The 15,249-nt window shown below is 37.5% G+C and carries 18 protein-coding genes; 16 read left to right on the top strand and 2 right to left on the bottom strand.

Features of this window, described 5'->3' with window-relative positions:
* Nucleotides 1–56: 56 nt before the first annotated feature.
* The 8 genes from AAG186_RS08285 to lysS all read left to right on the top strand — a co-directional run bounded on the left by AAG186_RS08285 (nucleotide 57) and on the right by lysS (nucleotide 8,248).
* Entirely contained in the window at nucleotides 57–257 is a 201-nt protein-coding gene (locus tag AAG186_RS08285; RefSeq protein WP_018580299.1) for a DUF1146 domain-containing protein, read from the top strand.
* A 28-nt stretch (nucleotides 258–285) separates the two neighbouring features.
* Nucleotides 286–1,284, top strand: coding sequence for a rod shape-determining protein (locus AAG186_RS08280; RefSeq protein WP_003774334.1), 999 nt, complete (start codon nucleotides 286–288; stop codon nucleotides 1,282–1,284).
* A gap of 89 nt (nucleotides 1,285–1,373) precedes the next feature.
* A complete protein-coding gene (locus tag AAG186_RS08275; protein WP_342621634.1) occupies nucleotides 1,374–1,940 on the top strand; it encodes a hypothetical protein in 567 nt (188 codons plus the stop codon).
* Complete coding sequence (gene tilS, locus AAG186_RS08270) at nucleotides 1,933–3,132, top strand: tRNA lysidine(34) synthetase TilS (RefSeq protein WP_342621633.1); 1,200 nt, start codon at nucleotides 1,933–1,935, stop codon at nucleotides 3,130–3,132. The genes AAG186_RS08275 and tilS overlap by 8 nt, the downstream gene beginning before the upstream one ends.
* Nucleotides 3,133–3,157: 25 nt before the next feature.
* A complete protein-coding gene (gene hpt / locus AAG186_RS08265) occupies nucleotides 3,158–3,697 on the top strand; it encodes a hypoxanthine phosphoribosyltransferase (protein WP_161636822.1) in 540 nt (179 codons plus the stop codon).
* 13 nt (nucleotides 3,698–3,710) lie between these two features.
* On the top strand, nucleotides 3,711–5,606 hold the full coding sequence (ftsH, locus tag AAG186_RS08260) for an ATP-dependent zinc metalloprotease FtsH (protein ID WP_161636821.1): 1,896 nt from the start codon (nucleotides 3,711–3,713) through the stop codon (nucleotides 5,604–5,606).
* A gap of 53 nt (nucleotides 5,607–5,659) precedes the next feature.
* On the top strand, nucleotides 5,660–6,532 hold the full coding sequence (gene hslO, locus AAG186_RS08255) for an Hsp33 family molecular chaperone HslO (protein ID WP_161636820.1): 873 nt from the start codon (nucleotides 5,660–5,662) through the stop codon (nucleotides 6,530–6,532).
* A 231-nt stretch (nucleotides 6,533–6,763) separates the two neighbouring features.
* Complete coding sequence (lysS, locus tag AAG186_RS08250) at nucleotides 6,764–8,248, top strand: lysine--tRNA ligase (protein ID WP_342621632.1); 1,485 nt, start codon at nucleotides 6,764–6,766, stop codon at nucleotides 8,246–8,248.
* 36 nt (nucleotides 8,249–8,284) lie between these two features.
* On the opposite strand, the gene AAG186_RS08245 is transcribed toward lysS, so the two are convergent.
* Together AAG186_RS08245 and AAG186_RS08240 are read right to left on the bottom strand one after the other, a co-directional pair.
* The gene (locus tag AAG186_RS08245; protein WP_331836624.1) at nucleotides 8,285–8,824 is read right to left on the bottom strand and encodes a chromate transporter; all 540 of its coding nucleotides are present in this window, start codon (nucleotides 8,822–8,824) and stop codon (nucleotides 8,285–8,287) included.
* A complete protein-coding gene (locus AAG186_RS08240) occupies nucleotides 8,808–9,371 on the bottom strand; it encodes a chromate transporter (RefSeq protein ID WP_331836625.1) in 564 nt (187 codons plus the stop codon). The genes AAG186_RS08245 and AAG186_RS08240 overlap by 17 nt, the downstream gene beginning before the upstream one ends.
* A gap of 92 nt (nucleotides 9,372–9,463) precedes the next feature.
* On the opposite strand from AAG186_RS08240, the gene AAG186_RS08235 reads away from it, so the two are divergent.
* The 8 genes from AAG186_RS08235 (at nucleotide 9,464) to rplI (ending at nucleotide 15,238) form a co-directional block, all read left to right on the top strand.
* Nucleotides 9,464–10,315 (top strand): LysR family transcriptional regulator, encoded by an 852-nt coding sequence (locus tag AAG186_RS08235; protein WP_342621631.1) that lies wholly within the window; start codon nucleotides 9,464–9,466, stop codon nucleotides 10,313–10,315.
* A gap of 61 nt (nucleotides 10,316–10,376) precedes the next feature.
* The gene (locus AAG186_RS08230; RefSeq protein WP_161636815.1) at nucleotides 10,377–11,015 is read left to right on the top strand and encodes a 2-C-methyl-D-erythritol 4-phosphate cytidylyltransferase; all 639 of its coding nucleotides are present in this window, start codon (nucleotides 10,377–10,379) and stop codon (nucleotides 11,013–11,015) included.
* Nucleotides 11,016–11,154: 139 nt separating this feature from the next.
* Nucleotides 11,155–11,445: a 30S ribosomal protein S6 gene (rpsF, locus tag AAG186_RS08225; protein WP_018580287.1), complete on the top strand. Its 291-nt coding sequence runs from the start codon at nucleotides 11,155–11,157 to the stop codon at nucleotides 11,443–11,445.
* Nucleotides 11,446–11,470: 25 nt separating this feature from the next.
* Nucleotides 11,471–11,944 (top strand): single-stranded DNA-binding protein, encoded by a 474-nt coding sequence (ssb, locus tag AAG186_RS08220; RefSeq protein WP_342621629.1) that lies wholly within the window; start codon nucleotides 11,471–11,473, stop codon nucleotides 11,942–11,944.
* Between the two features lie 17 nt (nucleotides 11,945–11,961).
* Nucleotides 11,962–12,195 (top strand): 30S ribosomal protein S18, encoded by a 234-nt coding sequence (gene rpsR, locus AAG186_RS08215; RefSeq protein WP_003774357.1) that lies wholly within the window; start codon nucleotides 11,962–11,964, stop codon nucleotides 12,193–12,195.
* A 53-nt stretch (nucleotides 12,196–12,248) separates the two neighbouring features.
* On the top strand, nucleotides 12,249–12,788 hold the full coding sequence (locus AAG186_RS08210; protein WP_161636814.1) for a DUF2232 domain-containing protein: 540 nt from the start codon (nucleotides 12,249–12,251) through the stop codon (nucleotides 12,786–12,788).
* A gap of 46 nt (nucleotides 12,789–12,834) precedes the next feature.
* Nucleotides 12,835–14,790 carry a DHH family phosphoesterase gene (locus AAG186_RS08205; protein ID WP_161636813.1) on the top strand — a complete coding sequence of 652 codons (1,956 nt, stop codon included), beginning with the start codon at nucleotides 12,835–12,837 and terminating at the stop codon, nucleotides 14,788–14,790.
* A 1-nt stretch (nucleotide 14,791) separates the two neighbouring features.
* Nucleotides 14,792–15,238 (top strand): 50S ribosomal protein L9, encoded by a 447-nt coding sequence (rplI, locus tag AAG186_RS08200; protein ID WP_125163981.1) that lies wholly within the window; start codon nucleotides 14,792–14,794, stop codon nucleotides 15,236–15,238.
* Nucleotides 15,239–15,249 lie beyond the last annotated feature (11 nt).

Here is a 15,249-nt window from a genome sequence, read left to right as displayed (position 1 = left end):
ATATTATCAATGGAATTTCGATGTGTTATTTGGTATAGTAATATAGGTGAATAATTATGCATGATATCCAAAGAATTGTTTTATATTTCGTATGTTTTCTCGCAAGTGCGTATGCGCTCAGTGGGATTGATTTTCATAAAGTGATGCGAAAAGGTAGTGAAACGCGTATTCAATTACTCTACATATTCTTATCTCTTGGATTAGGTTATGTTGTAGCGCAGTTTTTAATGGGATTATCATTCGCTTATTTCATGTAGAAAAGACGAGAGAATTGGAGGACAAAGAATGTTTTCAAAAGCAGTCGGAATTGACTTAGGTACCGCAAATATTTTAATTTATGTAAAAGGCGAAGGCGTCGTTTTAGACGAACCTTCTGTAGTATCCATTGATGCTGAAACTAAAAAATGCCTTGCTGTAGGACAATCAGCAAAAGATATGTTAGGACGTACACCAGGACGTGTTCTAGCAATTCGTCCATTGAAGGATGGGGTTATTGCAGATTTTGAAGTGACAGAAATGATGCTTCAATATTTTGTTAGAAAATTAAACCTGAAGGGGATGTTTTCTCGACCAACAATTTTAATTTGCTGTCCATCAAACATTACATCTGTAGAACGTAAAGCGATCAGTGATGCTGCTTACCGTGCAGGTGCAAAACGTGTTTACATCGAAGAGGAACCAAAGGTTGCTGCAGTAGGAGCAAATCTTGATATTTCTAAACCAGCGGGATCAATGGTTTTAGATATAGGTGGAGGAACAACGGATGTTGCAATCCTTTCACTTGGAGAAATCGTAACAAGTACCTCACTAAAAGTTGCGGGAGACCGTTTAGATCATGACATTATCAAATATGTTAAAGATACTTATAAACTTTTAATTGGTGATCGTACCGCTGAAGAAATTAAAACACATATTGGAACTGCTCGTATTGACAGTGTCAAAGACATGGAACAAACTACAATTGCGGTCAGTGGTCGCGATTTAGTTACAGGTCTTCCAAATACAATTACATTAAAAGCGGAAGAAACAGCGAATGCAATGCACGAAAGTCTTCAAGATATTGTTCGCGCATGCCGTACTGTTCTTGAACAAACACCTCCTGAATTATCAGCAGATATTGTAGGACGAGGAATTGTCCTTACAGGTGGTGGTGCTCTATTACATGGCCTTGATGAATTAATTTCACATGAATTAAGTATTCCAGTTTATGTTGCTGAAAACGCATTAACTTGTGTAGCTGAAGGAACAGGAATCATGTTAGAAAACTTAGACTTAGTACGATAATTACAACTAAGTGTTTTAAAAAGAGCCAATGGCTCTTTTTATTTAGGGAGTATTCTATTAAAAGATTATCTAGTTTCGGAGGGATTTTTATGATGAAACTAGAACCTGGTTGGCTAAAAAAATGTGAAAACCGGTCCATTCATCGGACGGTTGAAGATTATTTAAATACATATCGAAGTTATATTTATCTGTTGCCACCCTACTATATTCGAAAAGAATGTATCAGTGGTCTGAATCGAATGTGTCGGCAAAAAAATTGGTCGTGTGAATCGTTGAATTTGAGTGTATCGATTGGGGATATCTGTTTTATGGAGTTTGGGCAGGCTTTTATCAATGAAGCCGGTTATCAACATTTTGGATTGGTTATGGGAATTTTCAACTATAAACTATTTGTCGTGCCGATGACTTCAAATTATGAAATTATTCAGCAGGCGCGCAATATTAATCAGTTGGGAAAGCGCCATTTATATTACATTGGGCAGATTCCGGGTCTAAATAAGTCTTCGGTACTCTTCCTTAACGATTGTAAATATGTTAATTCAGCAAGAGTGATTTCAATTAATGGACGAATTGATCCGAATGGACCGATGTTTAAAGAAATTCGTGATCTAATTATAAAAGAAACGTTTGGTATGGAGGTAAGTGAAGATGCATAAACAATGGATTGTAGGTGTATCGGGAGGCCCTGATTCAATGGCCCTTCTCGATAAACTTTCGCAACAAGGCATAGATTGTGTTGCGGCCCATGTTAACTATGGTAAAAGAGAAACAAGTCAACGTGACGAAGACATCGTCAAAGCATATTGTGAAAAGCATCAGATCACATTCGAATGCTTGAACTATATCGATGATGGTCAAAACCATAATTTTCAACACCAAGCGCGGGAGTTTCGTTATGCCTTCTTTAGAAATCTTGTAAATAAGTATCAAGCCGAAGGCGTCGCGGTTGCCCACCACTTTAACGATGATTTGGAGACGTATCTTTTCCAAAAAAAACGAAATATGGAAAGTGAGCACATTGGCTTGGCCGAGTATACACAAATCATGGGGATTACAGTTTGGCGTCCGCTTTTGGATATGACAAAAGCAATGATTCTTAAGTATTGTGAAGAACAGCAAATTCATTTTGGTATTGATGAATCGAATTTAAGTCTTGACTATACACGCAACCAAATACGTCATGAGATTTCGAAGTTGGATAAGGCATCATATGAAAGTTTAGTTAAAGAAATGGTTGCTGCAAAGCAATGTGGTGAAAAAAGGAGTAAAATAGTGAGGAGTATCGCCTTACAATTGGGTTCTAAAGTTAAGGTCGATATGTATGCTCTAATCCAGGATGGAATACGGACACGCGTGCTTCGTTTGTGGATGTCACAACATGGAGTCGATACGCATACAATGAGTGGACGTTTTCTGAAAGAACTTGATGAACTCATTCTGCAAGAAAAGGCATTTCTCCAGTTTGGGGACATGCGGCTGAGTTCAAGTTATGGTGAACTATCCCTTGCAAAAAACGCTGCATTTGAATATCACTATAATGAGATAAGGTATGAATCTACGAATCATTTTATCTTAAGTAAGACGGGTCAAACGATTCAAGGTGTAACCCTTTCTGAATCTGATTTTCCAATTGTGATTCGAAATGCCCGTGAGGGAGATGCAATTAAAATGCGGTTTGGAACGAAGTCATTAAATCGATTCTTTATTGATCGAAAAATACCACGTCATGAACGTGAATTGTGCCCTGTTATTGTGAATTCTTCGCAACAAATTGTGTTTGTTGTGGGAATGGGTTGTGATGCGCATCATTACTCTAACAATCCCAATCTTTTTATGTTAGAATTATAGTTATCGCAGGAGGATTATTTATAGTATGCACCAAGATGTAGAGAGTATTTTGATTAGTGAACAAGAAATTGAAAAAAGATGTGAAGAACTCGGACAAGTTATCACAGAACATTATAAAAATGTAGAAGGTCCGCTCGTACTTGTGGCACTTTTAAAAGGATCCGTACCATTCCTTGCACGCCTCATTAAGTATATCGACCTTGATATCGAATTTGATTTCATGGATGTTTCAAGTTACGAAGGTACGGAATCATCACGCGATATTCGAATTTTAAAAGATTTGGATCGTTCAATTAAAGGCACGAATATCTTACTTGTAGAAGATATTGTGGATACAGGAAATACCCTAAAGGCAGTTATTAAACTCTTAATGAATAAGGGCGCTAATGATGTAAAAGTTATCACATTGTTGGACAAACCATCACGTCGTGAAGTTGATGTATATGCTGACTTTATTGGGTTTGAAATCGAGAACCTATTTGTAATCGGTTTTGGTATGGACTATTATGAAAAATATAGACAATTACCATACATTGGAATATTAAAAGATACAGTCTATAAGTAAGGAGTGAATCCCGTTGAAAAACAATAAAAAGAATAATATTATCTTGATGGTAATGACTGTAATGATGGCACTTGTTATCATGCAGTTAGCTGCACATCAAACACAAAAAGTTTTACCTGTTAAAGAATTCTACAGTGTTGTAGAAACAAAAAAAGTTGAAAATACAATTATTAAACCAAATAATAATGTTATTGATATTACAGGTGTGTATGTTGAAAATGATCGTAAGATTGGATTTTCAACACGTTTACCCAATACACCAGAACAACTTAACGCAGTAACGAAGTTACTTGCTGAGAAAGATGCCGCAATGTTGACAGCAGACCCAAATGAAAGTAATTTCTTTGTGGATTTCTTGCTTGTAATCATTCCTTACATCTTATTGGGTGGATTTATGTTCTTCCTTTTCTCAAAAATGGGAAATGGTGGTAATAATAAAGCCTTTGAATTCAGTAAATCTCGTGCTAAGGTCCAAGGTGATATTAAAGTTCGCTTTAAGGATGTAGCCGGTGCTGAAGAAGAAAAACAAGAAATGGAAGAGCTAATTGAGTACTTACGTCATCCAAAACGCTTTGAAGCGATGGGAGCTCGAATTCCAAAAGGGATGCTTCTTGTAGGCCCTCCAGGAACGGGTAAAACATTGCTCGCGAAAGCAGCTGCTGGAGAAGCAGATGTACCATTCTATGCAATCTCCGGATCTGACTTTGTGGAAATGTTTGTGGGTGTTGGTGCGAGTCGTGTTCGTGATATGTTTAAAAAAGCAAAAGCAACAGCGCCTTGCATTATTTTCATCGATGAAATTGATGCTGTCGGACGCCAACGTGGTGCTGGTATGGGTGGTGGACACGATGAACGTGAACAAACACTTAACCAACTTCTCGTTGAGATGGACGGTATTGAAGAAAATTCAGGGGTTCTTGTATTAGCGGCCACAAACCGTGATGATGTCTTAGACCCTGCGTTGCTTAGACCAGGACGATTTGACCGCACAATTACGGTTGGGTTACCTGATGTAAAAGGTCGTACTGAAATCTTACAAGTTCATGCACGCAATAAAAAAATTGCAGATGATGTTGTCCTCAAACACATTGCGCGTCGTACTCCAGGGTTCTCAGGAGCTGATCTTGAAAACGTATTGAACGAAGCAGCAATTCTTTCGGTTCGAGAAAATAAAACGGAAATCACGACCGATATTATCGATGAGGCGATTGACCGTGTTATTATGGGACCTGCTAAAAAATCGAAAAAATATACTGAAAAAGAACGTTATATGGTTGCGGTTCACGAAACCGGTCATGCAATTATTGGTATTAAACTAAAAAGTGCTGATAAAGTACAAAAAGTCACAATTATTCCACGTGGACAAGCAGGTGGTTATAACTTGATGACACCTCGTGAAGAAACCTTTACACAAAGTCGTTCAGACTTAATGGGTAAAATCACAGGGTATCTTGGTGGTCGTGTTGCTGAGGAAATTGTCTTTAATGAAATTTCTACAGGTGCATACTCTGATATTCAATCCGCTACCAAAATTGCACGTGCAATGGTTACTCAATATGGTATGAGTGACTTAGGACCAATTCAATATGATAGTAACGATGGAAATGTTTTCTTAGGAAGAGATATTTCTCAACCGCAAAACTACTCCGGTCAAATTGCATTTGAAATTGATAAAGAAGTTCGTCATATTATTGATCAATGTAAAGAAGATGCACGAAAACTTATTGAAGAAAACCGTGATCTACTTGATCGTATTGTTGAAGCACTTCTTGAATATGAAACAATTACTGCAGAACAAATTCAAAATATTGTTGAAGGCCGTGAAGCCAACGACGATGGTGTGATTGCAGCTGAAGTTGTCAGCGAAACAGTTCAAGAACCTGACACAACAATTGATACAGAAATTTAAGCTTAGAGGGAGCCCCAATTCGTTGGGGCTTTTTTAAGAAAAAGGAGATAATGATGAGTGATAAAATCGTTCGCGCAATGGCGCTAAATGGCAATGTTCGAATTTTTGTGGCCAAAACAACAAATCTCGTGCAAAAAGCACATGAACTTCATGGGACCTATCCGGCTGCATCCGCTGCACTAGGTCGCACCCTCAGTATTGGTGCAATCATGGGAACAACATTAAAAAATGATGATGAGAAATTAGTTATTGAAATTCGTGGTGATGGCGAATTAGGCCATATTCTTGTTAATGCAGATAACAAGGGGTTTGTGCGAGGTCTTGTATCAAATCCTCATGTACATAAAGTAAACAGCATTGGTAAACTTGATGTTGGTGGATCCATCGGTAATGGAACCCTTCGTGTAACACATGATGTGTTAGATGGAATGGCGTTCAGTTCTCAAGTAGAACTTCAATCAGGTGAAATTGGTGATGACTTTGCTTATTATTATGCACAGAGTGAGCAAATTCCATCAGCGGTTTCAGTGGGTGTCTTAGTTAATGAAGATCTATCCATTAAATCTGCAGGTGCAATTTTAATTCAGGTTCTTCCTTCCGCAACAGAAGAAGATATTTTGGAAATTGAAAAAACACTTGCTAAGCTTCCGCCTGTATCAAATCTTATGATTGAAAAAGATGCGATTGAAGTGTGTGCAGACCTATTTAGTGATGTTTTGATTCTTGAAACAACGGATACGCAATATTATTGCGGATGTAATAAAGAACAGATGGCGGATGTCTTACGTACCTTAAGTACGGACGAGCTTAAAGAACTTATTGCGGAAGATAAAGGGGCCGTTTTAGAATGCCATTATTGTCATTCAAAATATGAATTTAGTGAAGACGATTTAAATGAAATCATTTGCGAACGCAAGAAGAACTAGATTGTATCTTCTTGAATTTGGGGAATACGAATACACAGAAACCATAAATTATGGTATGATACAACACGAAAAGCGATGAATTTGTTTCATATTAGTTAGATGCTTGCGATAGTATTAAGAATAAATTGTTGTTATGTGTGATTTTAACGGCCGTTTCACTAAATTAGATGAATTCATTGGTAGAATTTGATAAGATAGAATCAGATTATTTACATAAGAAAGAGTGATAATATGGGACATGAATTAACAGAACAAGAAATTGTTCGTCGTGAGAAAATGGAGGCTTTGCGTGAACAAGGTATTAATCCTTTTGCGAGTGGATTTAAACCTGAAGAACGCTCATCCGACATTGTTGGTGCTTACGATAGCAAATCAAAAGAAGAACTCGCAGAATTGGAAGCGACAACTAAAATAGCAGGTCGTGTTATGACGAAACGTGTTATGGGTAAAGCGGGTTTTATGCATCTTCAAGATCGTGATGGACAAATCCAAGTTTACGTTCGAAAAGATACCGTTGGAGACTTAGCATTTGAGTACTTTAAGGAGCTTGATTTAGGGGATATTTTAGGTGTTGAAGGAACAATTTTCCGTACTAATCACGGTGAATTATCCGTTAAAGCAAGTGAAATAACACACCTTACCAAAGCATTGCGACCATTACCTGATAAATTTCATGGTCTCCAAGATAAAGAAGAACGCTACCGTCGTCGTTATTTAGATTTAATTATGAACGAAGACTCACGCCGGACTGCCATGTTGCGTCCGTTAATTATGCGTTCCATTCGAAAATTTTTCGATGATCGCGGTTTGGTTGAAGTTGAAACTCCTGTTTTAACACCAATCTTATCTGGTGCAGCTGCACGTCCTTTTGTGACACACCACAATACATTAGATATGGAATTTTACTTAAGAATTGCGACAGAACTTCCTTTAAAACGCTTAATCGTTGGTGGTATGGAAGGTGTTTATGAAATTGGTCGTTTATTCCGAAATGAAGGAATGAGTCCAAAACATAACCCAGAATTTACAACAATTGAAGCTTATGTCGCATACGCAGATATGTATGACATGATGGATATCAGTGAAGGTTTGCTTGAATACCTTGCGCATGAAGTTTTAGGAACCACTGAAATTGTATATCAGGGTACAGAACTTTCTTTGAAAGGACCATACCGTCGTGTACATATGGTCGACTTAATTAAAGATGTAACTGGTATTGATTTTTGGAATGTTACATCAGATGAAGAAGCTGTTGCGATTGCGAAAGAACATAATATTAATATGGCAAAACATCAATTATCATTTGGTCATGTTGTAAATGAGTTCTTTGAAACATTCTGTGAAGAGAAGATCGTTCAACCTACATTTGTTTATGGTCATCCTGTCGAAGTATCACCATTAGCAAAGAAAAATCCTGAAGATCCTCGTTTTACTGATCGATTTGAGATGTTTATTGATGCACGTGAATATGCGAATGCATTCTCCGAGCTTAATGATCCAATCGATCAACGTGAGCGCTTTGAGAGTCAATTGAGTGAACGTGAACTTGGAAACGAAGAAGCGAATGAGATGGATGTTGATTATGTTGAAGCGTTAGAATACGGAATGCCACCAACAGGTGGAATCGGTATCGGTTTAGACCGCCTCATTATGCTCTTAACAGACAGCGCAAGCATTCGTGACGTCTTGTTGTTCCCACATATGAAAAAAAGATAAAAGAAAAAAGATACTAACACAGCGTTAGTATCTTTTTTATAAAAGCCATAGTAAACCAAGACAAGCCGATACAATAAGAATATGAGTAGTTTGAAGCTTAAATTTATAACTTAAGCCAAGCACGATTGCAAATGACACAACGGTCAAAGCACTAAACTGACTTTCTTTTAGGATTAACATGGAAAAAATGGTTACCGTTGCAAGGCTGATCAGTGTAGCAGAACTAATACGTAATGACTTAAGAATAATTTCCCAAAGTTTTTTGTGAGTCGCATTAACGTAGGAACGATACACAGTAAGGGTCAATACGACGCCGATTAGGACACAACCCAAGGTTGCGGTCATGGCCCCAGGAACTCCAGCAATGTTTAGTCCTACAAAAGTGGAGATGTTTACTGTTAACGGACCGGGTGTCATTTGGGAGATGGTTATCATATTGATAAACTCATGGGTGGTAATCCAACCATGGACATTGATAATTCGATTTTCAATCAAAGGAATGGTTGCATAACCACCACCTAAACTAAACAATCCTACATATAAAAATTCTACAAACAATTTAATCAACGCTAACATGGCGCAGCTCCCATCGGTTTAAAAGATATACAAACATAAAATTGAGGATAAGAATAAAAACAATGTGTATTTTGAACACCAGCGAAAGGATTAATCCCGTAGCATAAAACATGATTGCGGATTTTTGATCTCTTTGGTATAGATCCTTCACCATGTCGATGACAAGGCGCACCATAATGACAGCAACACCAACCTCTAATCCCTTAAAAATTGCTTGGATAAGGGGCTGGCCCATAAAAAAATCATAAGAATAAGTAATCACTGAAATGATAAATAATGGTGGCAAGACGGTGCCAATAAATGAGACGAAGCCTCCAGCTTTACCGTTAATTTTATAGCCCACACCCGTTGCAAGATTTACGGAAATGGCACCCGGTGCAGATTGAGCAATCGCCGCTAGGTCTTGTAATGTGTCTTCGGTGATTAATTGTTTCTCTTCCACATATTTTGTACGTAAAATGGGGATGGTTATGTATCCACCACCAAAGGACACCGCGGATAAGAAAAAGGATGTATAAAATAGTTCGAAATTTGTAATTTTCTTCATAAAAACCTCCGCTTGTATTATAGGTAATTCTTAGAGATAATTATAATAGATAGAATGAATGAAGGTATAACCGTATCGTTATGGAGGAAGGCATGAATATCCGTTTATTAAAAATTTTTAAGACAGTTTATGAATTAAAGTCAATTACAAAGGCTACAGAGATTTTGTACATATCACAGCCCGCTGTATCGCAAGCAATTAAGGAACTTGAGACGGTTTTAAAACGTAATCTTTTTGTGCGTAAATCAGGAGGAATCGAACCAACACCGTTTGGTACTCAATTTTACGTTCAGGTTACTCATTTTTTAAAAGGGTATCATCAGTTTGAGTCAGATGTTTTTAAATTGGATCAGTCCAATCCATTACGAATTGGTTCCAGCATTACGGTTGCCAAGACCACACTCCCGGATATTATTAAAGATTTTGAGGCATTGAATTCAACCAATAAAACAGTAACAACGATTGCGAATGCTCAAGATGTCCTTGAACTGTTGGTTGAGGATAAAGTCGATGTTGCCATTATTGAAGGTGCAATGCAAGACGATGGTTTTGAAACGATCCATCTTGGTTCTTATGAACTAAAATTTTTCTCAAAAACTCCATTTGATATTTCGACACTCGAGTCATTACTTCAACATCGAGTCTTGCTCCGAGAGCCGGGCAGCTCAATTCGGAATGCATTTGAAGAATTGCTTTTAAGAAATGGATTGGTTTATCAAGCAACATGGCAAGCTGTGAATTCAGAAGCAATCCTATTTGCGGTAAGTCAAGATTTAGGAATTGGTTTTTTACCGGAAATTCTCATTGATGATGTATTTTATATTTATAACGATATCAAGTCAGATATTCGTACACCGATAACTCTGTGCTATCGGAAAAATCAAGTTTTTGAAGATCCTTTAAATGAATTTGTGGAGATTGTAATCAAGGCGTTTGGTAAATAATACGAATTCCTTTAATCCGAGCGTGTGATATGTTAGAATACTAAAAAAGAAGAGGTGACTTATGGATTATTCAGTATTAATTGTTGCCGCTGGAAAAAAAGCAGCAGAGGGTGCAAGTTACGCAAAAGCACTTGCCTCATTTAATGACTCTAAAAGTGTTTTAGGTCAGACAATTTCCGTGTTTATGCATGACACGCAATGTAAACAAGTCGTAATTGTTGCGAGTTCTGCCGATATGACACGTGTTGTGAAATCGAATGGAAGCGGTAAAATTGTTTATGTTAAAGGTGGGAAAACACGTCAAGAGAGTGTGCTAATTGGTCTAACAGCCGTCTCTGAAGATGTTGTTTTGATTCATGATGGAGTACGTCCATGGTTGCGTCAAGGTTTAATTGATAAACTTCTTGTGCGTATGCAAACTGAAAAAGCATGTGTACTCGGGTTACCTCCTACCAGCCGCATGTGCCGAGTTGTAGATGGTTATATTGAGTCAACAGTTGATACGGATTCTTTCATTCAAACCCAAACACCACAGGCATATCACACTTCATTTATTTTGAGTTGTTATGCGAAAGCAAATCGATCGGGTGGAACGTTTATGGATGATTCAGAAGTTGTCTCCGCATTCTCAGACGTTAAGATTGCAGTTGAAGCGGGCGATTCGCGAAATCGTCGATTTATACTTAAAAAAGAAGATTAGGACATTAGGTCTGTGAAACTTATTTAGTGATGACGGAATAGGTTTACATAGACCTTTTTGTTTGGTATAATGAAGAACGGATAAAATATAAAAAAATATCCTTGCTCGAAAGAGCCATAGACCAGAAGGAGGTGTACAAATGCGCAAATATGAAGTAATGTACATCGTGAAACCTACATTAGACGAGGAAGCTCGTACAGCAGTTATTGCTAAATTACACGCTATCTTAACAGATAACGGAGCAACAATTGATGATGTTAATGAATGGGGTTTACGTGAACTAGCATACGAAATTGAAGACTTCAAAAAAGGTTACTATGTAGTAACTCAATTTACATCAGGTGACGAAGCAGTTAATGAATTTAACCGTTTAACACGTATCAATAACGATGTAATCCGTCACATGATCGTACGTCAAGACGAAATCTAATCAAAAACACAAGGGGTGATTATTTATGATTAATCGCACTATATTAGTGGGTCGTTTAACTCGAGATCCAGAACTTCGTAAAACACAAACAGGTAAATCAGTCGTATCATTTACTGTAGCGTGCAACCGCCGCTTCGGTCAACAAGATGAAACTGATTTCATTAACTGTGTGGCTTGGAATCATACAGCTGATTTCATGGCGAATTACTTGCTAAAGGGTGCTTTAGTAGGGCTAGAAGGTCGAATTCAATCGAGATCATACGAAGATGCTACTGGCAAACGTGTGTATGTTCAAGAGGTAGTTGTGGATACACTTCAGTCACTTGAATCACGCGCACAACGTCAAGAACAAGGCGCAAGCCAAGGTCAATATCAGAATCAAGGCGGAAATCAAGGTGGATCAAGTTATACACCTTCATATCAACCAGATCCTGACCCATCATTCTCAATGGATGATGAACCTGTTCTCGATATAACCAGTGACGATCTTCCATTCTAATCGAAAGGAGATTTGTTATGTCATTCAGAAAATTCCGTGGACCACGTCGTAAAGTTTGCTATTTTACAAAAAATAACGTAAAAACAATCGATTACAAAGATGTGGAATTACTAAAACGCTTTATCTCAGCAAATGGTAAAATTATTCCTAGACGTGTTACAGGTACAAAAGCTAAATACCAACGTCCATTAGCAACAGCTATTAAACGTGCTCGTCAAATGGCTTTATTACCATACGTATCAGATAACTAAGATATACAAAAGCCTCTCTAACGAGAGGTTTTTACTTTATGGAGGATACTATTATGAAGAAAACATTGAGTCTTACTTATGGCGCAATGACTGTTGCTTTAACAGGTATTATTTTATTTTTTGATCGTATAACTGCAGGTTTTTTTATGACGTTTCTTGCGCTGCCTTTAATTGTTTATGGTTCGTATTGTGAGTGGTCGGATGCTTTCGTTGTCTATCTCTCATGTATCATTATGGCGGTTATTATGTCTGGGCTTTTCTCAACTGTTTTAATGATGGCGGGTTATGGTGCCGTAGGCTTAGCGTATGTTTACTGTATGAAAAAGAATGCCTCCCCATCGCGGAGTTATCTTGTTATGGGAGCGGTTATTGCATTGTTTTACTTTATAATGATTCGATATTTTGGACCTGCATTCGGTATGGATTTTCAAGAAATCATACAATCTGTGAAAGGAATACTAAATGTTCACAATTCATGGGTGCTTTATGGGATTTCCATCGGTATGGTTCTGTTTACAATGGCTATGGAGCTCTTTATTATTAAAACGAGTTCGGACATCGTTTTAGTGATGTTACATCGCAATAGAAAATAGTGTTATTTTGTGATAAAATTTAGGGTGAAAACCTAGGGGGTTTATTATGTCAAATCGATTTGAGACTCTTAAAACACGTTTAATGATTTTAACTTTGACCCAATTGGTGGTCCTCTTCTTTTTCCATGTTTTTATTAATAAATACTTATATGTTGTTCAATACATTTTCCTTGTGATTGATTTTGCGATTATCTTTTATATCTTTGCAACCGCGATTACAAGTCGTAAGGAGCGTGTTATCTCTGTTGCGGATGTATTAGGTCAGGAAGCACGGTACGCTTTTGAGTATGCAAATATGGGGATTATTACGCTTGATGATCAAAATACAATAACGTGGATGAGTGAACTTTTTGATGAACTTAATATTCTCGGAACGGGAGAATTGGTTACCGATATTTTTCCATCAATTGTGAAAATAATAAAAGGAAATCAAGAAACCATGACAATTCGTTTTGATTCGCATGTTTTTGAAGCATCAACAATGGGTCAGAAAAACATCGTTTTCTTTAAAGATGTTACCGAATTGAATGAACTTGAAATTATTAATAAAAATAACCAAGTTGTATTGGGAATTGCCCACCTTGATAATTATGAAGAAACAACACAGTACGAAGAAGAACAAACGATTGCCTTTATTGATTCAAACATTCGTCAGGCTGTTGTGCGATGGGCGGATAATCATGAGATGTTTGTGCGTCGTATTCGACCAGACCGTTATCTTTTAGTACTCAATGAGCAAGTGTTTCAGCGACTTGAGAGTGAACGATTCTCGATTGTGAATGAAATTCGAAAACAAGCTACAAAAATTGACGCAAGCATTACCTTGTCATTGGCTTTTGCACGACACAGTGATAATTTTAAAGATTTAGAAGATATGTCGAATAAAGCACTTGAAATGGCACAGAGTCGTGGTGGTGACCAGGTTGCAATTAATACTAAAAATGAAGTAATGCGATACTTTGGTGGAAATACTGAAGCTGTGGAGAAACGAAGTAAGGTTCGTGTACGGGTCATGGCTCAAAACCTCGGTGAACATATTTTAGAATCCAGTAATGTCGTAATTGTAGGACACCGCATGATGGATTTTGATTGCTTCGGTAGTGCCTTGGGTGTCTCATCAATTGTTTCAGTTTACAATAAAGAAGCATCTATTGTGATTGATTTAGAGGACACTGAGGTTAATCTTGCAGGCGGAATTCGAAAGCATCGTGAAGAATTTGAGAAGGATCACAATTTAGTAACACATGAAAAGGCGCGCGAACTTATTGGGCCCAATACATTACTTATTATGGTAGACCATCATTCCTTACAACAATGTCAATTTCCGGATTTAGTGGATAAAGCAGAAACGATTGTGGTGATTGATCATCATCGTCGTACGGGTGATTTCAAGTTTAAACCAACACTAACATATATTGAATCTTCCGCGTCATCTGCAAGTGAGCTAATTGTTGAGTTGTTCCCATATCACCGTCGAAATGTTGTTATTTCAAAGTTGGAAGCAACCTTTATGTATACGGGGATGTTGATTGATACAAATCGATTTAGAAATCGAAGTGGAAGTCGAACATTCCAAGCAGCTGCTGAGTTACGAAAATATGGCGCTGACTTAATGGAAGTTGAGAACATGCTTCGAGATGAATATGAAAGTTTTGAAATGAAGAATAAAGTATTAAGCAAATGTGAATTTTTCGATGATTACTATGTGATTGCGGCCTATAAAGATGAGTTATTACCACGGCCACTCATGTCACAAGCTGCTGATGAAATTCTCACGGTTAAAGAGGTTGAGGCTTCATTTGTGGTTGCTTATGTTGATGAAGACATTGTGGCCATCTCATCGCGTTCAAAAGGAGAACTTAACGTTCAAGTTGTGATGGAACGCCTTGGTGGTGGTGGACACTTTACGGGTGCCGCGGCTCAAATTAAAGGACAGTCGATTCATGAAGTAGTGGAATCGTTGAAAAAAGCTATAGAAAATGTAAGAGAGGAAAGTGAATAATATGAAGTTGATTCTATTAAAAGATGTTAAAAAAGTAGGTAAGAAGAATGATATTGTTGAGGTAGCCGACGGTTATGCACGTAATTTTTTATTACCCAATAAACTTGCAGTTATGGCAAGTGATCAAAGTCGTGAAATTTTAGACCACCAAAAAAAAGAACATGCTGCAGAAGTGCAAGCAGAGATTGAAAAGGCGAAAGAACTCGCAAAAGAACTTGAAAAAATCACTTTAGAATTTAAAGTAAAAGTGGGTGAAGGGGGTCGTGTATTTGGATCTGTATCCACAAAACAAGTAGAGGATGCATTGAAGAAAGAACACAAAATCAAAGTAGATAAGCGTAAATTTAAACCAAATGGTCCAATTACTCATTTAGGATCGAACCGTATCCAAGCAACATTGTATGGAGATGTAACCGGAGAAATCCATGTTAAATTAATTGCTGAATAAAAGGAGGAACT

It is taken from the genome of Erysipelothrix sp. P66 (assembly GCF_038682365.1).
In the GTDB taxonomy this organism is placed as follows: domain Bacteria; phylum Bacillota_I; class Bacilli_A; order Erysipelotrichales; family Erysipelotrichaceae; genus Erysipelothrix; species Erysipelothrix piscisicarius.
The sequence above is the reverse complement of the archived record's forward strand: the minus strand, read 5'-3'. Positions and strand labels throughout refer to the sequence as shown.